This is a genomic window from Mesorhizobium sp. P2_E7 (assembly GCF_056403855.1).
Window position 1 is genome coordinate 191,857 of sequence record NZ_JBFUER010000003.1, and the last position, 25,419, is coordinate 217,275.

Below are 25,419 nucleotides of genomic sequence, written 5' to 3' on the forward strand. Positions count from 1 at the left end.
TCCAGACGGTACAGTAAGTTCGCCGTCATTTGTAATCGGGACCCGCCCGCGGATAGGTGTCCCGATATACGGCTATTTTGCCGGACACCGCCGAGGGGACAGTTCGTGAAGCGCTTCATCACCATTACCGCAATTCTGCTTCTGCTCGCTCTGGTGTGCGCCGGCGTTGTCGGCTTCAACCTGTTCCGCGACCACATGATCAAGGAATTCTTCGCCACCATGAAGCCGCCGGCGACGACCGTGTCGACGGTTGTCGTCAAGCCTTCGGACTGGACGCCGGGCGTCGAGGCGATCGGCACGGTGCGGGCCGTGCGCGGCGTCGACCTGACAGTCGAGACCAGCGGCATCGTCAAGGACATCCTTTTCCACGCCAACCAGAAGGTGCCTGCGGATTCGGTCCTGCTGCAGCTTGACGACGCCGTCGAACGTGCCGATCTCGTGGCCGCCAAGGCACAGTCGGTGTCCGACCAGACGGCGCTGGAACGCGCGCTGGAACTGCAGCGGCGCGGCGTCGGCACGGATGCCACGCTCGATACCGCGCAAGCCGCTGCATCGGCCTCCGCCGCGCAGGTCAACAAGCTGCAGGCGGTGCTCGACCAGAAGCAGCTGACGGCGCCATTCGCCGGCACCGTCGGCATCCCCAAGATCGACCTTGGCCAGTATCTTTCGCCCGGCAACGCAGTGGTGACTTTGCAGGATCTGGACACCATGCGGGTCGACTTCTCGGTGCCCGAACAGCAACTGCCGCTGCTCAAGATCGGCCAGACGGTGCGACTCGGCCTCGGCGGCAGCGGTGGCGGCGTGGACATGCCGTTTGCCGGCGCCATTCGCGGCATCGACCCCAAGATCGATGCTTCGAGCCGCCTGGTCTCCGTACGCGGCGAAGTCGCCAACCCAGACGGCAAGCTGACGCCCGGCCAGTTCGTCCAGGTTCGCGTCGAGTTGCCGCAAGAGAAAAATGTCCTGTCCTTGCCGCAGACGGCATTGACGTCGAGCCTCTACGGCGACTTCGTCTTCGTTGTCGTTCCAGCGAAGCCGGCGGAAGGCGCCCCGGCCGCGAAACCCGAGGAAAAGCCTGCTGCAGGGGCCGACGCAGCAAAGCCGGCGGCAGATGCAAAGCCGGCCGACGCGAAACCGGCTGCCGAAGACGCCGCGGCGAAGCCCGCGGACAAGCCGGCTGTCGACCCCGCGGCAGGACCGGAGAAGCCGGCGCTCGTCCTGTCGCAGGTGTTCGTGAAGCCCGGCCGCCGCAACGACGGCATGGTCGAGATCATCGAGGGCATCAAGGCCGGCGACGAGGTCGTCACCGCCGGCCAAAACCGTCTCTTCAACGGCATGTCCGTTGCCGTCGACAACACCATTGACCCCAGCAAGTCGGCTAACCAGCAGGCTCAGCAATGAACGTTTCCGACATCTTCATTCGCCGGCCGGTGCTCTCCACCGTGCTGGCGTGCATGATCCTGCTCCTGGGTTTCCAGGGCATCTTCAACTTATCGATCCGGCAATATCCCAAGGTCGACGAGACGGCGATCACCATCACGACCGCCTATCCCGGCGCCAGTGCCGACCTGATCCAGGGCTTCATTTCGGCGCCGATCGCGCGCGCCGTCGCCTCAACCGAAAACATCGACTACGTCACCTCGTCGAGCCGGCCGTCTTCGAGCACCGTGGTCGTGCAGATGAAGCTCGGCTCCAACCCCGATGTCGCGCTGACCGAGGTGCTGTCCAAGGTGCAGGGCGTGCGCGGTACCTTGCCTGATGCCTCGAAGGACCCGGTCATCGTCAAGGGCACCGGTCAAGAATTCGCGATGATGTACATCTCGATGCAGAATCCGAACATGAGCAAGGAGCAGCTCACCGAATATATCGAGCGGGTGGTGCGGCCGCGCATATCGACGGTGGAAGGCGTTGCCGACGTGCAGATCTTCGGCGCCGAGGAATATTCGATGCGGGTCTGGATCGACCCGATCAAGCTCGCCGCGCGCGGCGTGACAGCGGCCGAAGTGCTGACCGCGATCAACAACTCCAATTTCCTGTCGGCGCCGGGCAACACCGAGAACGAATATGTCGTGTCGTCGATCACCGTGCGCTCGACATTGCAGACGCCGGAGGCCTTTGCCGAGCTGCCGTTGCGTTCGGTCGATGGCCAGGTGGTACGGTTGCGCGACGTCGCGCGCGTCGAACTCGGCGCGGAGAGCACCGACACAAGGGTGAGCTTCAACGGCAAGCCCGGCACCTTCCTCGCCATCTTCCCGACGCCAGCCGCCAACCCGCTGACCACAGCTGCGGCGATCACCAAGATCGTGCCGGTGATCCAGGACACGCTGCCGAAAGGCATGACCATCGAGGTCGTCTACGATTCCACCGAGCAGATCAGCGCTTCGATCGACGAGGTGTTCAAGACGATCGCCGAGGCGGTTGCCATCGTCATCGTGGTCATCCTGCTGTTCCTCGGTTCGTTCCGCTCGGTAATGATGCCCATCGTGACCATCCCGCTGTCGCTGGTCGGCGTCTGCTTCCTTTTGTTTGCGGTGGGATATTCGATCAATCTTCTGTCGCTGCTGGCCATGGTGCTGGCCATCGGCCTTGTCGTCGACGACGCCATCGTGGTGGTGGAGAACATCCATCGCCACATGGAGGAAGACCACATGTCGCCGATGCAAGCCGCCTTCAACGGCATGCGCGAGATTTTCTCCGCCATCGTCGCCATGACCATCACGCTGGCCGCCGTGTTCGCGCCGCTGGCCTTCACCGGCGGCCTGACCGGTGCGCTGTTCCGCGAGTTCGCGGTCACGCTGGCCGGCTCGGTGGTGCTGTCCGGCGTCATTGCCGTCACCATCACGCCGATGATGTCGGCGCGCCTGCTGAAGGCCGGCGCTCCCGGCCGCTTCCAGCGCATCGTCGACGGCACCTTCAGCCGTGTCGAGCACGTCTACGAGCGGGCGGTCACCGCCTCCTTGAGAAATCGGCCGGTGACACTGCTGATGGTCGTGGCACTGGTTGCGCTCACCGGCTTCATGTTCACCAAGACGTCGAGCGAACTGGCGCCGGAAGAGGACCAGGGCTTCCTGCTGTCGATCGTGACAGCGCCGCGCTATGCGACGTCCGACTACACCGAGACCTACGTCAACCAAATCCTCGGCCTGGTGAAGGACATTCCCGAAACCAGGGCGCAGTTCTCCGCTGTCGCCTTTGGCGGCGCGACCAACAGCGCCTTTGTCGGCTTCGCCTTCAAGGACTGGGCCGAACGCACGCGCAGCTCGAAGCAAATCCAGGAAGACATCCAGGGACGCCTCGCCAAGGTTGCCGGCGTCGAGGCCTTCGTCTTCGCGCCGCCGACGCTGCCCGGCTCCGGCGGCGGCCTGCCGATCTCCATGGTGGTGCGTTCGACCGGCGGTTCGGCCGAGGTCTACGAGGCGGCCGAGCAGATCAAGAACAAGGCGCAGGCCTCCGGCCGCTTCATCGTCGTGCAGAACTCGATGTCCTTTGACGCGCCACAGGTGACGGTGACCATCGACCGCGACCGTGCCGCCGCTCTCAACCTGCCGATAGCCGACATCGGCCAGACGCTGACGCTGCTGGTCGGCGGCGCCGAAGTGGCGCAGTTCGACCGTGACTCCAACAGCTACGACATCATCCCGCAGGTGCCGAAGGAATTCCGCGCCAATCCCGAAAAGCTCGGCGAGTATTTCGTGCGCAGCGTGACCGGCGAGATGGTGCCGCTTTCGGCCGTGGTGAAGATTTCGACCAACGCCTCGCCGGCCGCGATCGAGCAGTTCAACCAGCTGAATTCGGCAACGATATCGGCGCTGCCGCTTCCCGGCGTCACCACGGGCGACGGGCTGCAAACCCTGGAGAACCTTGCCAAGGAGAGCCTGCCCGAAAACTTCTTCATCGATTATTCCGGCCAGTCCCGGCAGGAGAAGGAGCAGGGCAACACGATCCTGATCGCGTTCGCCGCCGCCGTTATCGTCATCTACCTGGTGCTGGCGGCGCAGTTCGAAAGCTTCCGCGATCCGCTGATCATCATGATGGCTGTGCCGCTGTCGATCTTCGGCGCCATCGTGCCGCTCAATCTGGGGCTTGGAACGCTCAACATCTACACGCAGGTCGGCCTGATCACGCTGATCGGCCTCATCACCAAGCACGGCATTCTGCTGGTCGAGTTCGCCAACCAGCAACGCGAGAAGCACAAGATGTCGCGCAGGGAGGCCATCATAGCCTCGGCCAAGGTGCGCCTGCGGCCGATCCTGATGACGACGGCGGCAATGGCGCTCGGCGTCGTGCCGCTGATCGTGTCCAGCGGTGCGGGTGCGGCGGCGCGCTATTCGATGGGTCTGGTGATCTTCACCGGCATCCTGGTCGGAACCATGTTCACTTTGTTCGTAGTGCCGATGTTCTACACCTACATCGCCAGCAAGGACCTGCCGCACCACGCCGAGAAGCCGGACCCGAAACTGATGCCGGTCCCTGTGGACTAAGCACTCGGTGGAACTGCCAAGTGCAAAAAGAAAAAAGAGGCCGGAAGTTTCCGGCCTCTTTTTTTGACTGGATTGATTACCGCAAAGCTCCTGCTGGAGCTCCAGGGAGCCTGCGGTGAAGCGCGGCGTTGGCCAGACCTCACAACCGCTCCAACCGCAGTCTGCTACTTGACGATGACGATGCTGGTGTTGGTCGGGCCAAAGGTTTCGACCAGCTGGTAGAAGTCGGCGGCATTGTCGGGATGCAGCCGCACGCAGCCATGAGACGCCGGCTGTCCCAGCCGCTTGATCGCGTTGGTCGCATGCACGGCGTAGCCGCCGCTGAAGAACACCGAATGCGGCATCGGCGCGTTGTCGTATTTCTTCGAGTACCACATCTCGTGCATGCGGGTCGGCTTGAACGAGCCGGTCGGCGTGACATGCGCCCTGTCGCCGGTCGAGACCTTCCAGGCGAAGGTCGGCCGGCCGTCGACCAGCACTTCCATGGTCTGCTGCGACAGCGAAACACGCGCCACGATCTGGCTTGCCGCGGCATGGGCCGTGCTGTTGGCGGCGCCAAGCAGGAGCGTGGCGCCGGCAGCGGCGGCGGTGACGTTGATGAGTTTGGCGGAAATGGCTTTGTACATGATGGCTCCCCTTTGCCGGCCCGGCCGGCGTCAATTCGATGACCGCCTTATCCCTGCGTCATGTTTCAGGCAGACTTCGCTTGATGCTCGTTTGTGTTTCGAATCTGTTTCCTCTGGTTAACGAGCAAGAGGTCGAGGGGAGAAGCCAAGGAGGAGCTTCCCGTCTGTCCTGGGGCACTCGGGGCTGCGACCATACCGCCAAACGAAAGTGCGAATATCCATATATGAAAGCCGTTTAGCTTCGCTCGAAACCCACCTGCAACAAAGCGCGGCCCGGGCGGCATGATCTGGTTACAGGCCAACGGCACAGTCATCCCAACGAGAACAGCCGGCGCGAAAACGAAAATGAGCATCACACCGATCACCCTGTCCTGGCTTTTCAGGATCAGCATTGCCGCACTTGTCGTCGGCGGCATCGGCACAGTCGCCGGCACCCCGATGACGAAACTGGCGGTGATGAATTCGGGTGAGGTTTCGACGCTGCATGCCGCGCTGTTCATAGCCTTGGTCTGGATCGTCTCCAGTCTGCGCATCAACCGTCTCCGGGCCTTCTGGCGGGTCGGCCTTGGGTTGAAGTGGATGCGCGGCCCCTCCGGCAACTTGCTGCCGAGAGGACCGAAGGCCCGCGCCGCAGCGGGGGGCTCCGTGGGCGGCGCGGGCACTTCGGGTTTATCCTGAAGCACCCGCGGTTTTGATTTTTGGGGAATAACCGATGAAGACGAAATCTGCTGCCACGGTGCTTTCGGCACTGCTCTACGCACAGGGCCTGCTCGGCTTTGCCGGTCTCGTCACTGTTCTCCTGAAGGATCGCGCGCAGGCCTCCAGCGAAATCGTCGTCGCCAGCGAATTGCCGCCGGGACCATCGCTTCTGGTGGTGCGCTGACGCTTATGCATGCCGCCCAAGATTGCGCAGCTTTTTTGGGCGAGCCGCGAAACAATCCAGCCTTACTGCTCTCAGTCGGCGCGCTGCGTCGGCGGGTCGAATCGGTAGCCGGCACCGCGTATGGTGATGATGGTTTCGGTGTCGAGCTTGCGGCGCAGCCGCACGATGCGCGAATCGATCGAGCGGTCGAAGGCATCGGCATTTTCAGCCGGCGCCGCCGCAATGATGTCGTCGCGCGTCAGCACCTTGCGCGGGCTGGCCAGAAACAGCCGGAGCAGCGCCACCTGACCCGGCGACAGCTGCTCTTCCGCACCCGAGCGGTGCATGACGATGGCCGACCGCAAATCGACGGTGGCATTTTCCAGCACGATCAGTTCCTGGGCGGACCTGCCGCGCCGTGTCAGCAGGCCGCCAATGCGCGCGGCAAGCTCCCGGACATTGAGCGGACTCTCGACGACGTCGGCGGCGCCAAGCTCGAGCGCCAGCACCTTGTCGACCAGATCGGCCGGCCGGCAGATCAGGATGAAATCCGGCCCGGCCTTCCCGTCCACGCTCTGGCCGCCGCCATAACGCCTGAGCAGGTCCCGCCCCTCCGCCTGACTGACGCTATCGCCGACGATGACGACATCTATGCCCCCGGCCGAGAGCAGGGATTCGGCTTCCCAGGGTTGCCGCGCCTCGCGCACGTCATGGCCGCGCCGGTCGAGATGGTCGGCGAGATCGCCGGCCACCACATCGGCGACGGAAACCAGCGCGATGACGGATCGTGCAGCCATATTTTCTTCCCCTGCCCCTGCAACCGGATATGAGTGCTGGACATCATGTTTATACCCAATCTACTTTCTGCTGAAAGCGGGAGCGAGGCCATAGTGCGGGCACGAATTGTCATCGTCGAGGACGAGCCCGATCTCAGGGATGCGGTCGCCGAGTATCTCGGCGCCAATGGTTACGATGTGACCCAGGCCGGAAGCGCTGCCGAGGCGCGCACCTTGCTGGAGACCGAAGCGTTCAACCTGGCCATTCTCGACATCGCCATGCCCGGTGAGGACGGCCTGTCGCTCGGCCGCTGGCTGCGCTCGAAAATGCCGATCGGCATCATCTATGCCACGGCAGCCGGCACCGCGCTCGACCGCATTGTCGGGCTGGAGCTTGGCGCCGACGACTATATCGTCAAGCCGTATGAGTTGCGCGAGGTGCTGGCCCGGGTCCGCTCCGTGCTGCGCCGGGTTCCGCAACCGAGCCCGCCGCAGGCCGCGAAGGCGCAAGCCGATGGCGGGCGCCGGCTGAGCTTCGGTCAATTCCAGGCCGACCTCGACGGCAGGCTTGTCACCGGCGCCAATGGCGCCGTCATCGACATGGCCAAGAGCGAGTTCGACGTGCTGGAGGTTTTCCTGACCCGCGCCAACCGGCTGTTGACGCGGGCGGCGATCTCCGAAGCGATCGGCTTTGTCGAAGACCCGGAATCGTCGCGTGCCGTCGACATCCGCATCATGCGGCTGCGCAAAAAGATCGAGGCCGACCCGGCCAATCCGAAATTTTTGCGCACGGTGCGCGGCGAAGGTTATATCTTTTCGCTGCCGACCGGCGACGGACACTAGCAATTCCAGGAAAAGTGCGTAGCGGTTTTCTGTCCGGAGTTGCGTCGGAACAAAGAGATGGAACGGTGCACCGTTCTGGAGCCCTACCACCCACGGTCCTGTACAAATGGCTGACATGACTGCTGACCCAGTACGCATGGACTTGAAGGGCGTTCGCCAGGGCGCAGCGATGGCGGCCGTGCGTGTCGTGCGCCGGCTGCGCGAAGCCGGCGACTGGCAGCGCGAGATGGATACCATCCTGGAGACGCTGTGCGTGGCCATGCACTGCCAGCGCGGCATTCTGTTCAGGCTGCGCGAATTGCCCGGCCAGGGTTTCGCCCAGTCGGTCGCCGCCTACTGGATCGACCCGCGCTTCGGTGGCGAGCTGGCCTCGCCGACCGTGATCATGCAATCGATCGTCGATAACGACCCGCTGCTGGAGCGGATTGCCGAGGACGAGCGGCAAGGCAAGATCTTCGCCGGTCACACACGCAACCTCGACGGTTTCCTCAGGGCCGATTTCGAAAAGCAGCACATCAAATCGTTCCTGTCGGTGTCGGTGTTCGCCCACGGCCATCTGTGGGGCACGCTTGCGGTTAATGACTGCGTCAGTGAGCGTGAGTGGACCGACGAGGAAGAGGCGGCGCTGCACATCATCGCGCTCGCCATCGGCGACGCCATCGAGCGGTCGCCGTCGGATGCCCATGCCAGCGAAGTCATTCGCCGCACCATGCTGCAGGCCTCGCTCGACGCCATCATCGTCATCGACGAGACCGGCTCGATCATCGAATTCAATCCGGCCGCCGAAAAGATGTTCGGCTTCCAGCGCAGCGACATCCTCGGCAAGGACCTGCTCGATACGGTGGTGCCGGAATATTATCGCAAGGGCTATGTCTCGGGGGCCGAATACATGTCCGGCCGCGGCGCGCCGATGGTCGGCCAGCGGCTGGAGACGGTGACCCAGAATGCCGCCGGCGAAGTGTTTCCGATCGAACTGACCGCAACCGAGATGCGGGTTGCCGACCGCCACCTTATCTTCGGCTCGATCCGCGACCTGCGCGACAAGCTGCGCGCCGAGGAAGAGATCAACCGCCAGCGCGAGAAACTGCATCAGAACGAGAAGATGGCGGCGATGGGTTCGCTGCTGGCCGGCGTTTCGCACGAGCTCAACAACCCGCTCGCCGTGGTCGTGGCGCAATCGACGCTGCTGCATGAATTCGCCACCGACCCGCAGACCAAGGTGCGCGCCGAAAAAGTGCGCGCCGCCGCCGAGCGCTGCGGCCGCATCGTCAAGAGCTTCCTGTCGATGGTGCGCTTGCATCCCGCGGCGCAGGCCGAGACCGATCTCAACCAGGTGATCCGTGCTGCGCTCGAAGTGACCGCCTATGGCGCGCGCTCGAGCGGCATCATCATCGACACCGATTTCGCGCCCGGCCCGCTGCTGGCGATGGCCGATGCCGACCACGTGACGCAGGTGGCCGCCAATTTTCTCATCAACTCCCAGCACGCTCTGGCCGGCATCGGCGGCGACCGCCTGATCAAGGTGCGGACATTCCGCAGCGACCGTGGCAATCCCGGCTTTTCGGTCGAGGACAATGGACCGGGCATTCCCGAGGCGATCCGCGGCCGCATCTTCGAATCCTATTTCACGACCAAGCCGGTCGGCGTCGGCACCGGCATCGGCCTGTCGATCTCGAAGTCGATCATCGAGCGGCACAATGGCAATGTCTGGTTCGAGGAGGTATTGCCGCGCGGCGCGCGCTTCGTCGTCCAGCTGCCGGCGATCACCAGCGGTGCGGCTGCGGTCGGCGACAGCCCGACCCGTTCCAGCGGCTTGCGCCATGCGCTGATCATCGACGACGAACCCGACGTCGCCGGCTCGCTCTCCGACATCCTGGAATTGATGGGCATCAAATCGCGGATCGTACCGGCCTGGACGTCCGCGGCGGCGACCTTGACCGGCCACATGCCACCCGACATCGTCTTCTCCGACCTGCGCATGCCCGGCACCAGCGGCATAGCCATCTACCGCGAGCTGTTAGCCGAGCAATCGGCGCTCGCCAAACGCTTCGTGTTGGTCACCGGCGACCTGATCGGCGCCAAGGCCGAGATCGAAGCCTTGCCGGTGCAGCAGCGGCCGCAGATCCTGGAAAAGCCGTTCTCGACGCTGGACGTCCGCGGCGTGCTCTCCGCCATCGCCGACCAGGTGGTCGCCGCCGGCTGATTTTTTCTTCCGAAGCTGAAGCCGAGGGTCTACCGAGATTCGGGTCAGGCCGAGCCGAGAACGGTGGACGCCGAGAACCGGAGCGGAGCGTACTTAAAGTACGTGAGCACCGGAAGCGCAGGCGGCCATCGTTCCCAGGCCGGCCTCACCCGAATATCGATAGGCCCGGAAAAAAAGAGGCTCCCGACCGGCAGGACCGTCGGGAGCCAAGAAAGAGCGCGGGAGGAAGCGCTCGGGAGGTTCAGAAAACGTTGGGTGTCGTGGTCAGCGGCGCAGCGTTGGCGATCATGCGGATGGCGCGCGCCTTGTGCACACCGGACTGGGCGGCGATGACGCGCAGGCACTCCACGCTCTCGGCGCTCCAGGCCTGGCCCTTGCAGGCAAAATCGATTTCCGGCTCTGGCAGCCGGGCGGTCTTGATCGTGGTCGGCGCGCCCTGGACGACATTGGCCGGCGGGTTGAGCGAAGCGAAGGCCGGGCCGGAGGCCGGCGTCAGGAACAGGACGGCAAGAGCGCAGGCGCCCAGCATAGAGAACATCGCGACCGGATGGTCGCTGGCGCGCTTGCGCAGCGCCAGTTTGGCGCGCCGTTCATTGCTGGCGATCTCGGCTTTCGTATACATGTTGCTCCCCTTCGCTTTCTTATGAAACGAACTTAAACGCGCCTGGTAACGGGCGAATGATGCGCTTGGCTTGCCCGCGTAACAGGTTTGAAACAAGAAATTCGGGCATGTCCGGGCAGATCCGGTCATGTGCCGACGGCAGGGTTCGTTTGCGGTGCTGTTTCATGCGCGCAATCAAAACGTTGACGACAGGCGGGCCGTGAACGCAGCAAAGCCTATTGCTGGCCAGTCGAACTATGAACAAGCTCACACTGCGGATTGAATTTGCGACGGCAGGCACTTTTTCGTCCCCGGGCGGGGCCGCTTTTGCACGCCCAGCGGGGCCAAATCCACATGCCGAACAGCGATTTCACGACCTCGGGTAACGCCCGGATTTTCCGGGATTTTCCGGCTTCCGATTGGCTCATTTATGCCATCATGAATATTCCGATTTTCCACAAACCATTGCATTTCAAAGCAAAATATGATTTTATTGAATGAGTATTCAACAAAAGAAGAGCTTTCCATGAACCCGCACCTCCGTGACGTGGCGATCCCCAATGATTGGGACCGGCGAGGCCTGCCGGGCTGGAGTTATCACTCCGACGCGCTTCTCAAACTCGAGAAGGAATACGTCTTCCGCAACCATTGGCAGATCGCCGGACACGTCTCCGACGTGCCTGATACCGGCGACTATCTGACCATGGACGTGGTCGGCGAGCGGGCGCTAATCGTGCGCGGCAAGGACGGCGTCGTGCGCGCCTTCAACAACATGTGCCGGCATCGCGGCAGCCGCGTCGTCGCAGACAGCCAGGGCAGCTGCAAGAACGCGCTGGTCTGCCCGTTCCATGGCTGGGTCTACAATCTCGACGGCACGCTGCGCGGCGCTGCCCGCCCGCGCTCTTTCCCCGAACTCGACAAGACCGAATTCGGCCTGATGCCGCTCGACCTCGAGATATGGATGGGCTTCATCTTCATCCGCTTCCGCAAGGGCGGACCTCAAGCCTCGGTGGCCGAACTGTTGAAGCCGATCGAGGCCGAGATGGCACACTACAATGTCGCAGAGATGGTGCCGTCCTGGGGTATCTGGACGCAGAAGTCGCCGGTCAACTGGAAGTCGGTGCGCGACGTCGACAATGAAGGCTACCACGTCGCCATGGCGCATCCGGCGCTGCAGGATCTCTACGGCGCTACCTATTTCGACGAGCCGTTCATCAATGGCGTGTCTCGCTCCTTCGCCACCTACAATCCGCATGCCGGCCGGCGCTGGAGCGTGCGCGAATACATCAAGCTCACGCCCGACGCGTCGCATCTGCCGGAGCATCTGCGCAGGGCCTGGATCTATTACGGCATCTTCCCCAACAACGCCCTGTCGATCATGCCGGAATCGGTCCAGTTCTATCAGGAGTTCCCGCTGTCGACCGGGCAGACGCTGCTGCGCGGCGCCATCTACCGCTACCCCGACGAAACCAGGGAACAGGCCGCGGCGCGCTACCTCGCCTACCGCATCGACCGCGACACCATGAACGAGGATGTGCAGCTTTCCGTGTGGTCGAACGAGTCGATGATTTCAGACGCCTTCGAGGGTTTTTATCTCTCCGACCTCGAATATGGCGTGCGCACCCACCACGACCATCTGCGCAAGCAGATCCCGGTTCTGGGCCTGGAAACAGCGCCTGAGGAAAAGGACATGTGGAACCTCAACGAGGCGATGCGGTCTCAGGTGTAGGGCGGCGGCGGTGATCGCCCCTCTCCCCGTTCTACGGGGAGAGGATGCCGGCAGGCAGGTGAGGGGCAGCGCCGGCTTGTGAGATTGTCGCATCAACAGATGACAGTGAACGGCGGAGACATGGCCAACCGCCGATGTCGGCGCCGCCCCTCATCCGCCCTTCGGGCACCTTCTCCCCGTGAAACGGGGAGAAGGGAGAAGCTTCACCCCTGCCAGACCCCTTCCTTCCGCAGATCGTCCATGGTCCGCGAAATCCCCTCGCGCAGGATCGCCACCATGTCGTCGATCTGCTCGCGCGTAATGATCAGCGGCGGCGACATCACGCACATGTTGATCAGCGGCCGCACCAGCAGGCCAAGCTCGTGGCAGTGCGCGTCGATGCGCTTTCCGACATCCTTGTCCAGTTGCAGCGGGTCCTTGCTCTCGCGGTCGGCGACGCATTCGACGCAGCCCATCAGACCCATGCCGCGGACTTCGCCGACCAGCGGCAGTTCCTCCAGCGTCTTCAGCTGCGCCTGGAAATAGGGCGCGACGTCGCGCGTATGGGCAAGCACGCGGTCTTCGAGGATGTCGAGGTTCTTCAGCGCCACCGCGCAGCCGATCGGATGGCTGGTGTAGGTTAGGCCATGGCCGAACAGCGCGTCGGGATGGTTGGAGCGGCGCATATCCTGAAGCAGCCGCTCCGAGATGATGACGCCGCCGAGCGGGAAATAGCCTGAGGTGACGCCCTTGGCGAAGGTGATCATGTCGGGGTCGATGCCGAACACGTCGCCGGAGGCGAAGACATGGCCGAGCCGGCCGAAGCCGGTCACCACCTCGTCGGAGATATAGAGGATGTCGTTGTCCCTGCAGAGCTCGCGGATGCGCTTGAGATAGCCATCCGGCGGCACGACGACGCCACCCGAGGCCTGCACCGGCTCGCCGACAAAAGCGCCGATCTTCTCAGGCCCGACGCGGGCGACCGTGTCACGGAACTGATCGACCAGGAAATCGGTGAAGGCAGCTATGCTCATGCCTTTCGGCCGCCGGAACGGGTCGGGCGAGGACAGCTTGACCACCAGCTCGTCAGCGCCGTCCATCCAGTCGCGGTCGCGCGGCCGGCCATTGAGCGAGGCCGACAGATAGGTCGAGCCGTGATAGGCGCCGCCGCGGCTGAGGATCAGCTTCTTTTCCGGGCGTCCGCGCACATTGTTGTAGAACTGCATGAAACGCAGCGCCGTCTCGACAGCCGAAGAACCGCCGGTGGTGAAGAAGGTGTGGCTGAGATCGCCCGGTGCATGATCGGCAATGCGCTTGGCGAGTTCGGCCGAAGGCGCGTTCATCGTGTACCAGGGCGTGTTATAGGACAGCATCATGGCCTGGTCGTACATCACCCTGGCCAGCTCCTCGCTGCGGTGGCCGACATTGATGCACCACATGCCGGCCGGACCGTCGATCAGCCGCTTGCCCGTAACGTCGGTGATGTAGATGCCATCGCCTTCGCCGATCAGCGCGCGTGCTTCATTGCCGACAGAGCCGGCATAGGGCCAGGGCTGAACAAGATGGCGCTTGGCCAGCTCGATCGAATCGGCGTCGCCATCCAGTTCCATCGCTCTTAAGTCTCTTGCAGCCGCCATCATTGCCTCGCAGGTCTGGAACGTATTTTCGCCGGACACGAAACGAAGCGCCAAGCCTTGAAAAGCGGGCTTTCTTCACTTCATTTTGAATGTCTGTTCAATCAATATTACAGAAATAGCGCTTGATTTCAATCCACGGATGCGCTCATGATGAAAGAAAGCCGGCAAGCTTGGAGCGCGACCAGCAAAAGCGGTCATCGGTTTGGTTCGATCGCGCTCCGCAAAAAATTGGGAACAGGCAGCCGGCCCGGTCAATGGGAGCATCATGGCGGGACAGTTCGAGCCAGCAACCGAGATCACGCCCGGAGCGCTGCAATGACGGCGGCGGCCGAAGGGTCGCCCGTATTCGGCATGACGCGGGCCAGGCGAAACGCCCTTATGCAGTCCGAATCCGTCCAGGGCCTTGCCCTGATCAGCCCGACCTTAATCTATGCTTTGATCCTGCTGCTGGTGCCGATCCTGGTGGTGTTCGCCCACTCGTTCTGGACGCAGAACTACCTCACCATCGACCACACGTTCACGCTGGAAAATTACCGCATCGCGCTGACCGAGCCGATCTATCGCGATCTGCTCTGGCGCTCGCTCTACATCTCGCTGACGGTGAGCTTCTTCACCGTCATCCTCGCCTATCCCATCGCCTATTTCATTTCCTTCCACGGTGGCCGCCACAAGAGCCTGTGGCTGTTCCTGATCACCATCCCGTTCTGGACCAGCTATCTGCTGCGCGTGATGTCGTGGAAGGTGATCCTCGGCTATAATGGCGTGCTGAATTCCGGTCTGATGGGCCTCGGCATCATCGACGAACCGTCGACAGCACTGCTCTACAATTCGAGCGCCGTCATCATCACGCTCACGCACGCCTGGGCCGCCTTCGCCATCCTGCCGATCTTCGTCTCGCTGGAAAAGGTCGACCGCACTCTGGTCGAAGCTGCCACCGATCTCGGCGACGGCCCGCTGCGCTCCTTCCTGCGCGTGACGCTGCCGCTGTCGGCGCCGGGCGTCATTTCGGCCGCGCTCATCGTCATGATCCCGACCGTCGGCGACTACGTCACCCCGAGGCTGGTCGGCGGCAAGGATGGCGTGATGATAGCCAATGCCATCGAATCGCAGTTTCACAAAGCTTCCAACTGGCCGCTCGGGGCGGCACTGTCGGTGACCACCATGCTGGTCGTGACGCTGATGGCTGGCGCCACGGTGCTCATCATCCGCACCGCGCAGAGGCTGGCGCGATGACGGCGATGCGGCGCTTCCTTGGCGGCGGCTGGCTGTCCGCCTACGCCTTCCTCTACGTCGTCTTTCTCTATCTGCCCGTGATCTTCCTGCCGATCTTCTCGATCAACACCGCGCCGACGCCGAAGTTTCCCCTCACAGGCTATACGCTGAGATGGTACGAGGACCTGCCAAAGACGCCGGCACTGCTCGACGCCGCGTGGAACAGCCTGATCGTCGGCGTCTCTGCATCGGTGCTGGCGACGCTGCTCGGCGTCCTCGCTGCCCGTTCCATCACACGCTACCGCTATCCCGGCCGCCGCACCATCAACGGCCTGATCATGGCGCCGCTGGTGCTGCCGGAAATCATCCTCGCCATCTCCATGCTGCTGGTCATGCTGCAGCTCGGCCTCAGCCTGTCGCTGTTCACGGTCGTGCTGGGCCACGTCCTGATCTGCATCCCCTATTCGATGACGGTGCTGACCGCGGGCTTCGAAGGTTTCGACCGCAGCCTCGAAGAAGCCTCCGCCGATCTCGGCGAGAGCGCCTTCGGCACCTTCCGGCGGGTGACGCTGCCGATGGTGGCGCCGGCGATCATTTCCAGCCTGCTGGTCTGCTTCACCATCTCGCTCGACGAGTTTGTCATCGCCTTCTTCCTGACCGGAACCGAGACGACGCTGCCGATCTACATCTGGGGCCAGCTGCGCTTTGCCGCCAAGCTGCCGGGCGTGCTGGCGCTGGGCACGCTGCTGCTGGTTGCCTCCTTTGTCTTGATGACCGTTGCCGAGATCCTGCGCCGCCGTGCGGCCAGGCGCACCCAAAACGAGGGAGGCCTCTATGCCTGAGCCAACCCAGGCCGAACGGCCCCAATCTGATCGATCCCAAACTGACCGAGCGATGATCGAGATTCGCAGCGTCACCCGCAGCTACGGCGCCTTCAAGGCGCTCGACGACGCGACACTGACCATCAGGGAAGGCGAGTTCTTTTCGCTGCTCGGCCCCTCCGGCTGCGGCAAGACCACACTGCTGCGCATGATTGCCGGCTTCGACAACCCGACCAGCGGTTCGATCTCGGTCGGCGGCCAGTCGATGGAAGGCATCCCGGCCAACCGCCGGCCGACCAACATGGTGTTCCAGAGCTACGCCATCTTCCCGCATCTCAACGTCGAGCAGAATGTCGCCTATGGGCTGAAGCGGCTTAAACTGGGCGCGGTGGAAGAAAAGCGCCGCGTCGAGGAGGCGCTGGCGCAGGTGTCGCTGACCGGCCTGGGCAAGCGCCTCGCCACCGAGCTTTCCGGCGGCCAGCGCCAGCGCGTGGCGCTCGCCCGCGCTTTGGTGATGCGGCCCAAGGTGCTGCTGCTCGACGAGCCGCTGTCGGCGCTGGACAAGAAATTGCGCGAGCAGATGCAGGTCGAGCTGCGCCGCCTGCAGCAGGCGGTCGGCATCACCTTCGTGCTGGTCACCCACGACCAGTATGAGGCGCTGGCAATGTCCGACCGCATCGCCGTGATGTTCGGCGGCAAGATCGCCCAGGTCGCCTCGCCCAAGGAAATCTATCAGCGGCCGGTCAACCGTCAGGTCGCCGACTTCCTCGGCGGCATGAATTTCGTCAAGGCTCAGATCGTCGAGGAGAATGCCGCCTCGCTGGTCGTCGACACGCTGGGCTTCGGCCGTGTCAGGACCGACAAGCCGAAGGCCTTCGTGCGCAATGGCGGCGCCGCCACGCTAGGCATCCGACCGGAGCGCCTGCGTGTGCTGTGGGACAATACGACGGCCAAATTCGAGGTCGCCGGCAAGGTGGTCGAGCGCCACTATTTCGGCGAGATCACCCATCTGATCGTCGAGATACCGGGGCTGGAGAAGCCGCTGTCGGTGACCGAGACCAATGATTTCGGCGCCGATGATATCCCGGTCGGCACCTCCATCCGCCTCGCCTACGATCCCGAGGCCCTGGTGGCTATGGCGGACTGAAGCTCGGCTACGATCTCTTTGGCAGCGATGCGCCCCATCACGATCGCACCTTCCACATAGCCCGGAAAGGACGGCGACAGTTCCGATGATGCGAAATGGACAGGAGCCGCGCCGGCACGGATCGTGCGTTCGGCATCCCGTGCCGTCACATCGACAATGAGGTCGCTGTAGGCGCCGCCGCTCCAGTGGTCTTGGATCCAGTCGCGCTGGCTGAAATCGATAATGTCGACCGCGTCCGGACCAAGGGCGCTCACCAGCCTTGCCGTCACTTCCGCGCGCAGCTCAGCATCGTCGAGTGGGCGCCAGCGCAGTGCCAGCGGTCCGCCGACGAAGACGACCAGCGCAGCGTGGTCGATATCCTTGCTGGCGTCACAGGCGAACAGGCCCGGCAAATCGCGCCACATCACCATGCCGCACAGGTCGCGCTCGCGCCAAAACGGCGTGGAATAGCGCACCAGAATCTTGATCACCGCGCCGCTTTCCCAGACACCAAGCGCCTTCTCGAGGACCGCCGGCAAGGCCGGTGCGAAATCGAGCTTCGCGGCCGTCGCCGGTGGCAGCGCGACGAGCACTTTTCGCGCTTCGATGGCGCCGCTTGCCGAGACGACGCGAACCCCATGCGGCCCGTGCTCGATGCGCGTCACCGGTTCGTTCAACCGCACCCGGTCACCGAGATCGCCGGCCAGATCCTCGGCCAGCGACTGCATAGTGTCACGCAAGGAATACTGCAGCTCCGGCACCTCATTGGTGATGCGGCGGTCATTGTCGATCAGGTGCCACAGCGGCACTCTGTCCATCGCCAGGCACCACAGGCCTTCGATCATCGACCGGAAAGCCGTCTTAGCATCGGTGGGATCAGGCTGGCGTTCGAGCCAGGTGGCAACGCTCATGCCGGCGATCGAAGGGTCGTCCGGCTCGATCGCATTCATGCGCTCGCGGATCGCCATCGCGCCGTAATAGGTCCGCTCGGCCTGCTCGACCGACAGTGACGGATGGGTGATGAAATCGCCATCCACATAGGTCTCGACGAAGGCCTTGCCGCGGGCCGCTGCCAGCGCCGTCACCTCCGGCATGTCTTCACAGAAAAACTGGCCGCCGCTGTCGATCCATTCGCCAAGCCCGTTGCGAACCGCTTCGACCCTGCCGCCGACACGGTCGCGCGCTTCGAGCAGCACGACATCGATGCCGGCCTTTCTCAGCGCAAGCGCCGCCGACAGGCCGGTGAAGCCGGCGCCGACGATGACGACGTCGGTTCTTTCGATCTTGTCGCTCAATAGCCGGCCTTGATCTTCTCGAACTCCGTGACCATGCGCTGCTTGAGCTCGGGCGGCACCGGCTGCTGGAACAGGGTTTTGTCGAGGAACTTGTCGAGATTGTCGAAGCCGCGGTCGGTCAGCACCTGATGGTCGATCGCCGCCATGCCGGCGCTGTTGCCGTGACCGTAGCCGAAGGTCTTGACCAGATAGTCGGACACAGTATGCGCGTTGACCGCGCTGAGGAAATCATAGGCCTGATCAAGCTTGCCCGGCGCGTCCTTCATCAGGACATAGCCGCACACCCAGGTCGAAATGCCTTCCTTGGTGTCGCGGTTCATGGCGATAGGCATGCCTTGACCCTTGAGCGTCACGAAGGTCTCGTTCCAGCCCCAGACGAGGTCGACCTCATTGCCGGTAAAGGCCTGGTTGAGATCGGTGTCGTCGGTCCAGTAGAAGCGGATATTCTTGTGCACGTCGCGCAAGAAGGCGGACGCTTCCTGGAACTGCGCGTCGGTCATCTTGGTCCAGTCCTTGAGGCCGATGACCAGGCTTGCCAGCGCGTAGGCGTCGTCGACATTGTCGCCTATGGTGACGCGGCCCTTGAACTTAGGGTCGGCGAATATTCTCAGCGACTGCGCCTCTTGCGCCGTCACCTTGTCGGTGCGGTAGAGCAGCGATGTGTTGCCCCAGTCGAACGGCATGAACCACGCCTTGCCGTCGGCGGTGGTGGCAAGGTTCTTCATCGCCATGATGCCGGGATTGAGATCCTTCCAGCCGGCAATGCGGCTGGTGTCGAGCGGCTGCAGAATGCCGGCCTCGCGCCACTTGACCACGCTCTGCGAACAGGGATGCGCGATGTCGGCCTTGAAGCCGGCCCGCATCTTCTGGAAGGCTTCTTCCTCGTCGCCGAAGAAAGCGAAGGTCGGCTCGGCGCCGTATTTGGCAGTGTAGTCGGGATGCAGTAGCGGATCCTCATAGCCCGACCAGTCGAACACGACGAGGTCGCCACCACCTTCGGCATAAGCCAGCACGGCGCCGGCGCCGAGCGAAAAGGCGGCGGCAAGGGCAAGGCGGCGAAGCATGGAATTCATGGTGCGAAACTCCTCATCGCTAAAAGCAGCCGGGCGACGTTACGGAATTTCAGCGACCTTGGCGAGACCGTCTGCCCGCCTGAGTGACGGGCAGACGGGTCAGGCCGGAGGGGTTCAATAGCCCGCTTTGATCTTCTCGAACTCGGCGATCATCTTGAGCTTGAGCGCAGACGGGACCGGCGATTGGAACAGGGTCTTGTCGACGAATTTTTGCACGTCGTCATAGCCCTTTTCCTTCAGGATCGCCTGGTCGACACCGGCCATACCCTTGGCGTTGGCCTGGCCATAGCCCCAGTCCTTGACCAGCACCTTGGCGGTTTCCGGATCGTTGATGGCGTTCAGATAGTCATAGGCCTTATCGATGTTGCCGGGCGCGTCCTTGAACAGGACGTAACCGCAAACCCAGGTCGAGATGCCTTCGTCAGTGTCTTTCTTGGCCTTGATCGGCACACCGGCAGCGACCGACTGCACCGTCGCGTCGTTCCACGCCCAGGCGAGATCGACCTCGCCGCCGCTCAATAGCTGGACGACGTCGGTGGTGTCGGTCCAGTAGGAGCGAACATTCTTGTGCACCTGGCGCAGGAAGTCGGATGCCTGCTTGAATTGGTCGTCGGTCATCTTGGTCCAGTCCTTCAGGCCGATGGCGAGGCTGGCCAGCGCATAGGCGTCGTCGACATTGTCGCCGATCGAGACCCGGCCCTTGAATTTGGGATCGGCGAAGGCCTTTAGCGACTGCACATCCTTGGCGTCGATCTTGTCGGCGTTATAGGTGAGCTGGGTGTTGCCCCAGTCCCAGGGCATGAACCACGCCTTGCCGTCCGAGGTGGTGGCCAGATCCTTCATCGCCATGATGCCGGGATTGAGGTCCTTCCAGCCGGTGATCTTCGACGTGTCGAGCGGCTGCAGCAGTCCGGCTTCGCGCCATTTGGTCACGCTCTGCGAACAGGGATGGCCGAGATCGGCCTTGAAGCCGGAGCGCACCTTCTCGAAGGCTTCGTCCTCGTCGCCGAAGAAGGCGAAGGTCGGCGAGTCGCCGTTCTTCTCGACATATTTCGGGTGGAAGCTCGGGTCCTCATAGCCGGACCAGTCGAACACGATCAGATCCTTGTCGGCGGCTACCGCCAGCGCTGCGGCCGAAGCCGCCAGCGTTGCAGTCAGCGCCAATGTCAGTGTCAGGCGTCGGGCTATTCTTTTCATGCTGTTCCATCCTCTTTGTCGTTGTTGCCGGCTCGACTGGCCGGCTTCTGGTTATCCGTAGTGCTTGGGAAAGGCCGCCGCGAGGAAGGCATTCGCCGCTTGCAGCGCGGTTTCGCGCGTGGTGTCTTCGGTTCCCATCATCAGCCGCAGCCACAGCCCTTCCAGCATGGCCGACAGCGCCAGCGCCATGACCTGTGGCTCATAGCCATAGCCGCCGCTCTCTTTGAGCGTCGCACAAAGATCGATGAAGACCTGCTGGTAGTAAGCGTCGCGAGAACTGCTCAGCGCCTGATAGACCGGCCGCGACTTGGCCTCGCCCCAGAAAGCGAGCCAGGCGGCGAGCTTGCGTTTGTTGCAGATCGAGCGGTCGAAGTCGGCCCACACCAGCACCTGCAACTGGCGGGCCGGATCATCACCGGCTTTCTGGAGAGACGCACGCCAATGCGCCGAATACTCGTCATACATATGCTGCAGCGTGGCGATCAGCAGCTTCTCCTTGCTCTCGAAATGAAAGTTGACGATGCCGCGCGACAGGCCGGCGCCATCGGCGACATCGGCCATCGTCGTCTCCGCGTAGCCGCGCTTGGCCAGCGAATCGATGGTCGCCTCGATCAGTTGCAGCTGCCTCACCTCCTTCGACGCCTTGCGGCCGCGTTTTTCCGGTTCGGTTTTTCCGGGCGTGTCGGAGGATCGCTCGTCGCGCGCTGCAGCTTTCATCGGTGCCGTCATGCTCCACATTGCCGGCTACCCCACCATAGCCGGCTTCCACCCGCGAAGATGAGTGGGACGGTGCTCGCCACTGTCAAGCACCTTCTGCATGGCTTCCCAGGTTCGTATATTCTTGTCGACATAGGCCGCCCCAACCGCGGCCGCCGCGGTCCGGTAGAGTGGGCCTTTCAGCCTCTCCAGCTCACCGCGCGCGACCTCGCGATACCAGGGGTTGCGATCCCTTACGGTGACATCGGCAAAGCCGGCGCGGCGCATCGCCTGCGCATAGCGCGCCGGCGACGCCATGGCGAACGACAGGCCTTCCGCCGCGACATAGGCCTTCATGTCCGGTGACGGTTCGCCGTCATGGCCAATCAACCAGTCGGAGGCGGCAAAGACACCGCCCGGCTTCAGCACGCGAAAGATCTCGGCAAACAGCGCGCCCTTGTCGGGCACGTGCAGCAGCGCATCCTTGGAGAAGACGACATCGAACGAAGCGTCGGTAAAAGGCAGCGGCCCTGGCGGCGCCTGGATGAAGTTGGCTCGGTCTGAAAGCTCGCGCGCGGCGGCGCGTTTCATGGCCGCCTCGATCACCGGACGCTCGATGTCGAAGCCGGTAGCGTGGGCGGCGCCATGGCGCTCAACCAGATGCAGGGTGATGCCGCCGGAACCGCAGCCTATGTCGAGGATGATCTTGCCCTTCAACGAGAGCCCTTCGATCACCCGGTCGACTTCGTCCGGCCCGCCCGGCGACAGATAACCCTCGCCCCACAACGCCTCGAGGAAGCGGATGGCGGTGTCGTCATATTCCGGCTCGGCATCTGCCGCTTCGATCATCGAACCTCGGTCCCGTCAGCCGAATTCATCCCGTTCGATTGCCGGCAAAACGTAGCGCATATCAGAGAAAACGCAACACCATTTGTTGAACATTCATTCAATATGGCTGGACAAAATGCCGGCAGCCATGCCAAATTCCGCGCATTCGGGGACAAGATCACGCAAAAATGAACGCGGATCGCAAGGGAACACTGAATGAAAGCTTGGGATGCAATCATCATCGGCGGCGGACACAATGGCCTGGTCAACGCCTGCTACCTGCAGCGCGCCGGTCTTGATGTGCTGGTGGTGGAAAAGAACGACTGGGTCGGCGGCGCAGCCACCAGCCGCGAGCTGACGCCGGGTTTCCTCTACTCCAACTGCTCCTATGTCTGCTCGTTGTTCCGCCCAGAGATCATGCGCGACCTCGAACTGCCGCGCTTCGGCCTGCAGGTCATCTCCTATGAGGGCGGCGCTGTGTTCACCCGCGACGGCGACTACCTCGCCAACTACCGCGACCATGATGCCCACCGGCGCGAATTCGCCCGCTTCTCCAGGCGCGACGCCGAAGCCTATGACCGCTATTCGCGCGACGTGACGCGGCAGTGCCGCTTCATCCAGCCGCTGCTGATGCGCACCGCCCCCGACCCGACCAGTTTTCGGCCACGCGACCTCGGTGAGTTGCTCTATCTCGGCAAGAAGTTCGCCGGCCTGTCGGCTGAGGAAATGGCGCTGACCTTGCGCTTCTGGACCATGTCGATCTCGGAATTCCTCGACGAATATTTCGAGACCGACGTCATCAAGGCGAACTTCGCCCTGTCCGGTATCATCGGCACCGCGCTTGGGCCGATGTCGCCCGGCACGGCTTACGTGCTACTGCACCACTATATGGGCGAGGTCGATGGTTCCGTCGGCGCCTGGGGCTATGCGCGCGGCGGCATGGGCGCCGTCACCAAGGCACTCGCCGCCTCGTTCAAGGCCAGTGGCGGCACCATCCGCACCGGCGCCGAGGTCGACCATGTGCTGGTTGGCAGGGGCAAGGCCAAGGGCGTGGTGCTGGCCGGCGGCGAGGAGATTTACGGCAAGCTCGTCGTCTCCAACGCCGACGTCAAACGCACCTTCCTGAAACTGGTGGAGGAAAAGGACCTGCCCGACATTTTCCTGCGCCGGGTCAAGAACTTCAAGATTCGCGGCTCCTCCGGCAAGGTCAACATCGCGCTGGACTCCCTACCTGAGTTCCCGGCTTTGCCGAAGGACTCGCCGGTCTATCGCGGCGATATGCATTTCACCGATTCGATGGAGCGCATGGAACGCGCCTATGACGACTGGAAGGCCGGGCGCTGGTCGACGGACCCGTTCCTCGACATGGTCATCCCGACGACGCTCGACCCGACCATGGCGCCGCCGGGCAAACACTTCATGAGTTGCTTCGTGCAATACGCACCGCCCAAGGTGAACGGCCGCGACTGGACCGATGCCGATCGCGACGGTTTCGCCGAGAGCGTGGTCGCGCAGATTGCCGAATACTCGCCGGGTTTCCGCGACCGCATCGTCCATATGGAGGTGCGCACACCACGCGAAATCGAGGCCGAGGTCGGCCTCACCGAAGGCAATATTTTCCAGGGCGAACTGACCTTCGACCAATTGCTGTTCAACCGTCCGGTGCCGGGCTACGCGCAATACCGCTCGCCAGTCGGCGGCCTCTATATGTGCGGCTCCTCGACCCATCCCGGCGGCGGCGTCATGGGCGCACCCGGCCGCAATGCAGCCGCTGAAATCCTGCGCGACCTCGCCAAATCGACCTCGCATATGAGCCCGGCCCATGACGTCATTTGATGCAATCGTCATCGGCGGCGGCCACAACGGCCTTGTCGCTGCCGCCACGTTGGCGAAGGCCGGCCGCAAGGTGCTGGTGCTGGAAGCAGCAGTCGACGTCGGTGGCGCGGCGCGCACCGGAGAGTTTGCGCCTGGCTTTCGCGTCTCCTCGATCGCCCATGTGCTGAATCGCCTGCATCCCGATGTGGTGAAAACATTGGAGCTGGAAAAGCACGGGCTGCAAATCGCGCGCACCGACTTCATACCGTCGGTCGCCTTGTCGAAGGACGGCCCGCCGCTTGTCCTGCACGGCGCCTATGGCGAAGTGCTGACCGGCTCCACTCCGTCCGAGCAGTCCGCCTGGAAGGAATTGCGTGCCCAATTGCTGCGCTACGCCGGCATACTGAAGCCGTTCCTGTCGCGGCGCCCGCCTGATCTCGGCGGCATGTCGCTGCTTGAAACCGTAGGGCTTGGCCAAACCGCACTGGCGCTGAAAAAGCTCGGCAAGGAAGACATGCGCGACTTCCTGCGCGTTCTCCTGATGAACGTCGCCGACCTGCTCGATGAGCAGCTTGCCGATATCAGGCTGAAAGGCCTGCTCGCCTTCGACGCGACGCTCGGCAGCCATCTCGGCCCGCGCTCGCCGACCTCGCTGCTCGGCCTCTACTATCGGCTGGCCGGCGAGACCGGCGGTGCCGCCGGCGCGCAGATGCTGCCGAAGGGTGGTATGGGCGCGGTCGTCACCGCCATCCGCGCGGCGGCGGGAAAAGCCGGCGTCACCATCCGCACGGCCGCACCGGTGGCCAGGATCATCGTCGAGAAAGGCCGCGCCGTCGGCGTCGCCCTCGACAGCGGCGAAGTGCTGCGCGCCAGAACGATTGTCTCCGCCATCAATCCGGCGGCCACCATGATTGACCTCGTCGGGCCACGCGAGATCGACACCGGCTTCGTACGCAAGGTGAAAAACATCCGCATGAAGGGCGATGCGGCCAAGCTCCATCTGGCGCTCGACCGGCCGCCGCAATTTTCCGGCGTCGACGCCGCCAGCCATAAGGGCCGTCTGGTCATCGCGCCCTCGCCCGACCATGTCGAACGCGCCTTCAACCCGTCCAAATATGGCGAGTTCTCAGCCGAGCCGGTGATGGAGATCACGCTGCCCTCGCTTGCCGATCCGTCGCTCGCGCCAAACGGCGCCTGCGTGTTGTCGGCGGTGGTGCAATATGCGCCCTATGCGCTGAAAGAGGGCTGGGACGCAGGCCGGCCGAAATTCCTGAAGGCGATCATGACGCAGCTTGAGACCTACGCGCCGGGCATCGGGAAATCAGTGCTGTATACAGAGCTTTTGACACCGGCCGACATCGAGGCGCGCTACCGCATGCCGGGCGGCCACTGGCACCATGGCGAATTGCAGGCCGACCAGATGCTGATGTCACGACCGGTCTCCGGCTGGTCGGGTTATGGCACGCCGGTCGAAGGGCTGTTCCTCGCCGGGGCCGGCTCGCATCCGGGCGGCGGCGTTTCGGGTGCGCCAGGATTGAATGCCGCGAAGCGCATCATCGCGATGAAGGGGTGAGCATGATTTTGCAATTCGTTACCGCCGCACTCTACGGGCGCGAAGG

General features: G+C 63.3%; 22 protein-coding genes. 12 read left to right on the top strand and 10 right to left on the bottom strand.

The features are described from left to right. The first annotated feature begins 105 nt into the window (after positions 1–105). Entirely contained in the window at positions 106–1,401 is a 1,296-nt protein-coding gene (locus AC1DYC_RS20000; RefSeq protein WP_477409259.1) for an efflux RND transporter periplasmic adaptor subunit, read from the top strand. Next, positions 1,398–4,481, top strand: a complete 3,084-nt coding sequence (locus tag AC1DYC_RS20005) for an efflux RND transporter permease subunit (protein ID WP_477409261.1) — start codon at positions 1,398–1,400, stop codon at positions 4,479–4,481. The genes AC1DYC_RS20000 and AC1DYC_RS20005 overlap by 4 nt, the downstream gene beginning before the upstream one ends. Positions 4,482–4,645: 164 nt before the next feature. On the opposite strand, the gene AC1DYC_RS20010 is transcribed toward AC1DYC_RS20005, so the two are convergent. Further along, positions 4,646–5,107: a L,D-transpeptidase gene (locus AC1DYC_RS20010; RefSeq protein WP_477305793.1), complete on the bottom strand. Its 462-nt coding sequence runs from the start codon at positions 5,105–5,107 to the stop codon at positions 4,646–4,648. 345 nt (positions 5,108–5,452) lie between these two features. On the opposite strand from AC1DYC_RS20010, the gene AC1DYC_RS20015 reads away from it, so the two are divergent. After that, entirely contained in the window at positions 5,453–5,785 is a 333-nt protein-coding gene (locus tag AC1DYC_RS20015) for a hypothetical protein (RefSeq protein WP_477409263.1), read from the top strand. A gap of 34 nt (positions 5,786–5,819) precedes the next feature. After that, positions 5,820–5,990, top strand: coding sequence for a hypothetical protein (locus AC1DYC_RS20020; RefSeq protein ID WP_477283625.1), 171 nt, complete (start codon positions 5,820–5,822; stop codon positions 5,988–5,990). 71 nt (positions 5,991–6,061) lie between these two features. Here the strand turns inward: AC1DYC_RS20020 and AC1DYC_RS20025 are convergent, their stop codons facing one another. Beyond that, on the bottom strand, positions 6,062–6,766 hold the full coding sequence (locus AC1DYC_RS20025) for a response regulator transcription factor (RefSeq protein WP_352766275.1): 705 nt from the start codon (positions 6,764–6,766) through the stop codon (positions 6,062–6,064). Positions 6,767–6,811: 45 nt separating this feature from the next. Here AC1DYC_RS20025 and AC1DYC_RS20030 point away from each other — a divergent pair, with 45 nt between their 5' ends. Together AC1DYC_RS20030 and AC1DYC_RS20035 are read left to right on the top strand one after the other, a co-directional pair. Next, positions 6,812–7,588, top strand: a complete 777-nt coding sequence (locus AC1DYC_RS20030; protein ID WP_477409265.1) for a response regulator — start codon at positions 6,812–6,814, stop codon at positions 7,586–7,588. 115 nt (positions 7,589–7,703) lie between these two features. Further along, positions 7,704–9,791 (top strand): GAF domain-containing sensor histidine kinase, encoded by a 2,088-nt coding sequence (locus AC1DYC_RS20035; protein WP_477409267.1) that lies wholly within the window; start codon positions 7,704–7,706, stop codon positions 9,789–9,791. Between the two features lie 241 nt (positions 9,792–10,032). Here the strand turns inward: AC1DYC_RS20035 and AC1DYC_RS20040 are convergent, their stop codons facing one another. Beyond that, a complete protein-coding gene (locus AC1DYC_RS20040) occupies positions 10,033–10,413 on the bottom strand; it encodes a hypothetical protein (RefSeq protein ID WP_477409269.1) in 381 nt (126 codons plus the stop codon). Positions 10,414–10,659: 246 nt separating this feature from the next. Then, positions 10,660–10,920 carry a hypothetical protein gene (locus AC1DYC_RS20045; RefSeq protein WP_477409271.1) on the bottom strand — a complete coding sequence of 87 codons (261 nt, stop codon included), beginning with the start codon at positions 10,918–10,920 and terminating at the stop codon, positions 10,660–10,662. Here AC1DYC_RS20045 and AC1DYC_RS20050 point away from each other — a divergent pair. Next, complete coding sequence (locus tag AC1DYC_RS20050; RefSeq protein WP_477409273.1) at positions 10,919–12,121, top strand: aromatic ring-hydroxylating oxygenase subunit alpha; 1,203 nt, start codon at positions 10,919–10,921, stop codon at positions 12,119–12,121. The two genes, AC1DYC_RS20045 and AC1DYC_RS20050, sit on opposite strands and share 2 nt — an antisense overlap. A 203-nt stretch (positions 12,122–12,324) precedes the next feature. Here the strand turns inward: AC1DYC_RS20050 and AC1DYC_RS20055 are convergent, their stop codons facing one another. Next, complete coding sequence (locus AC1DYC_RS20055; protein WP_477409275.1) at positions 12,325–13,737, bottom strand: aminotransferase; 1,413 nt, start codon at positions 13,735–13,737, stop codon at positions 12,325–12,327. A gap of 315 nt (positions 13,738–14,052) precedes the next feature. Between AC1DYC_RS20055 and AC1DYC_RS20060 the strand changes: the two genes are divergently transcribed. From AC1DYC_RS20060 to AC1DYC_RS20070, 3 genes are read left to right on the top strand one after another with little or no spacing between them, the layout of a single operon-like run. Then, complete coding sequence (locus AC1DYC_RS20060; RefSeq protein ID WP_477409277.1) at positions 14,053–14,970, top strand: ABC transporter permease; 918 nt, start codon at positions 14,053–14,055, stop codon at positions 14,968–14,970. Continuing rightward, on the top strand, positions 14,967–15,791 hold the full coding sequence (locus AC1DYC_RS20065) for an ABC transporter permease (RefSeq protein ID WP_477409279.1): 825 nt from the start codon (positions 14,967–14,969) through the stop codon (positions 15,789–15,791). The genes AC1DYC_RS20060 and AC1DYC_RS20065 overlap by 4 nt, the downstream gene beginning before the upstream one ends. Positions 15,792–15,843: 52 nt before the next feature. Further along, a complete protein-coding gene (locus tag AC1DYC_RS20070; protein WP_477305815.1) occupies positions 15,844–16,917 on the top strand; it encodes an ABC transporter ATP-binding protein in 1,074 nt (357 codons plus the stop codon). On the opposite strand, the gene AC1DYC_RS20075 is transcribed toward AC1DYC_RS20070, so the two are convergent. The 5 genes from AC1DYC_RS20075 to AC1DYC_RS20095 form a co-directional block, all read right to left on the bottom strand. After that, positions 16,881–18,191 (bottom strand): flavin monoamine oxidase family protein, encoded by a 1,311-nt coding sequence (locus AC1DYC_RS20075; protein ID WP_477409281.1) that lies wholly within the window; start codon positions 18,189–18,191, stop codon positions 16,881–16,883. The genes AC1DYC_RS20070 and AC1DYC_RS20075 overlap by 37 nt on opposite strands. Beyond that, on the bottom strand, positions 18,188–19,264 hold the full coding sequence (locus tag AC1DYC_RS20080) for an extracellular solute-binding protein (protein ID WP_477409283.1): 1,077 nt from the start codon (positions 19,262–19,264) through the stop codon (positions 18,188–18,190). Before AC1DYC_RS20080 ends, AC1DYC_RS20075 begins: the two co-directional genes overlap by 4 nt. A gap of 114 nt (positions 19,265–19,378) precedes the next feature. Continuing rightward, entirely contained in the window at positions 19,379–20,461 is a 1,083-nt protein-coding gene (locus AC1DYC_RS20085; protein WP_477409285.1) for an ABC transporter substrate-binding protein, read from the bottom strand. A gap of 51 nt (positions 20,462–20,512) precedes the next feature. Continuing rightward, on the bottom strand, positions 20,513–21,178 hold the full coding sequence (gene betI / locus AC1DYC_RS20090) for a transcriptional regulator BetI (RefSeq protein ID WP_477409287.1): 666 nt from the start codon (positions 21,176–21,178) through the stop codon (positions 20,513–20,515). A 27-nt stretch (positions 21,179–21,205) separates the two neighbouring features. Further along, on the bottom strand, positions 21,206–22,006 hold the full coding sequence (locus AC1DYC_RS20095; RefSeq protein ID WP_477409289.1) for a methyltransferase domain-containing protein: 801 nt from the start codon (positions 22,004–22,006) through the stop codon (positions 21,206–21,208). A 195-nt stretch (positions 22,007–22,201) separates the two neighbouring features. Here AC1DYC_RS20095 and AC1DYC_RS20100 point away from each other — a divergent pair, with 195 nt between their 5' ends. Continuing rightward, positions 22,202–23,821, top strand: a complete 1,620-nt coding sequence (locus AC1DYC_RS20100; protein ID WP_477409291.1) for a phytoene desaturase family protein — start codon at positions 22,202–22,204, stop codon at positions 23,819–23,821. After that, positions 23,808–25,373, top strand: a complete 1,566-nt coding sequence (locus AC1DYC_RS20105; protein WP_477409293.1) for a phytoene desaturase family protein — start codon at positions 23,808–23,810, stop codon at positions 25,371–25,373. The genes AC1DYC_RS20100 and AC1DYC_RS20105 overlap by 14 nt, the downstream gene beginning before the upstream one ends. The last annotated feature ends 46 nt before the right edge of the window (positions 25,374–25,419 follow it).

Excerpts from the sequence above, each read along its gene's own strand:
- AC1DYC_RS20065 (WP_477409279.1), top strand. The coding sequence starts at position 14,967 with ATGACGGCGATGCGGCGCTTCCTTGGCGGCGGCTGGCTGTCCGCCTAC.
- AC1DYC_RS20080 (WP_477409283.1), bottom strand. The coding sequence starts at position 19,264 with ATGAATTCCATGCTTCGCCGCCTTGCCCTTGCCGCCGCCTTTTCGCTC.
- AC1DYC_RS20070 (WP_477305815.1), top strand. The coding sequence starts at position 15,844 with ATGATCGAGATTCGCAGCGTCACCCGCAGCTACGGCGCCTTCAAGGCG.
- AC1DYC_RS20100 (WP_477409291.1), top strand. The coding sequence starts at position 22,202 with ATGAAAGCTTGGGATGCAATCATCATCGGCGGCGGACACAATGGCCTG.
- AC1DYC_RS20050 (WP_477409273.1), top strand. The coding sequence starts at position 10,919 with ATGAACCCGCACCTCCGTGACGTGGCGATCCCCAATGATTGGGACCGG.
- AC1DYC_RS20020 (WP_477283625.1), top strand. The coding sequence starts at position 5,820 with ATGAAGACGAAATCTGCTGCCACGGTGCTTTCGGCACTGCTCTACGCA.
- AC1DYC_RS20025 (WP_352766275.1), bottom strand. The coding sequence starts at position 6,766 with ATGGCTGCACGATCCGTCATCGCGCTGGTTTCCGTCGCCGATGTGGTG.
- AC1DYC_RS20035 (WP_477409267.1), top strand. The coding sequence starts at position 7,704 with ATGACTGCTGACCCAGTACGCATGGACTTGAAGGGCGTTCGCCAGGGC.
- betI (WP_477409287.1), bottom strand. The coding sequence starts at position 21,178 with ATGAAAGCTGCAGCGCGCGACGAGCGATCCTCCGACACGCCCGGAAAA.
- AC1DYC_RS20040 (WP_477409269.1), bottom strand. The coding sequence starts at position 10,413 with ATGTATACGAAAGCCGAGATCGCCAGCAATGAACGGCGCGCCAAACTG.
- AC1DYC_RS20015 (WP_477409263.1), top strand. The coding sequence starts at position 5,453 with ATGAGCATCACACCGATCACCCTGTCCTGGCTTTTCAGGATCAGCATT.
- AC1DYC_RS20045 (WP_477409271.1), bottom strand. The coding sequence starts at position 10,920 with ATGGAAAGCTCTTCTTTTGTTGAATACTCATTCAATAAAATCATATTT.
- AC1DYC_RS20030 (WP_477409265.1), top strand. The coding sequence starts at position 6,812 with ATGTTTATACCCAATCTACTTTCTGCTGAAAGCGGGAGCGAGGCCATA.
- AC1DYC_RS20060 (WP_477409277.1), top strand. The coding sequence starts at position 14,053 with ATGACGGCGGCGGCCGAAGGGTCGCCCGTATTCGGCATGACGCGGGCC.
- AC1DYC_RS20105 (WP_477409293.1), top strand. The coding sequence starts at position 23,808 with ATGACGTCATTTGATGCAATCGTCATCGGCGGCGGCCACAACGGCCTT.
- AC1DYC_RS20055 (WP_477409275.1), bottom strand. The coding sequence starts at position 13,737 with ATGGCGGCTGCAAGAGACTTAAGAGCGATGGAACTGGATGGCGACGCC.
- AC1DYC_RS20010 (WP_477305793.1), bottom strand. The coding sequence starts at position 5,107 with ATGTACAAAGCCATTTCCGCCAAACTCATCAACGTCACCGCCGCCGCT.
- AC1DYC_RS20005 (WP_477409261.1), top strand. The coding sequence starts at position 1,398 with ATGAACGTTTCCGACATCTTCATTCGCCGGCCGGTGCTCTCCACCGTG.
- AC1DYC_RS20085 (WP_477409285.1), bottom strand. The coding sequence starts at position 20,461 with ATGAAAAGAATAGCCCGACGCCTGACACTGACATTGGCGCTGACTGCA.
- AC1DYC_RS20095 (WP_477409289.1), bottom strand. The coding sequence starts at position 22,006 with ATGATCGAAGCGGCAGATGCCGAGCCGGAATATGACGACACCGCCATC.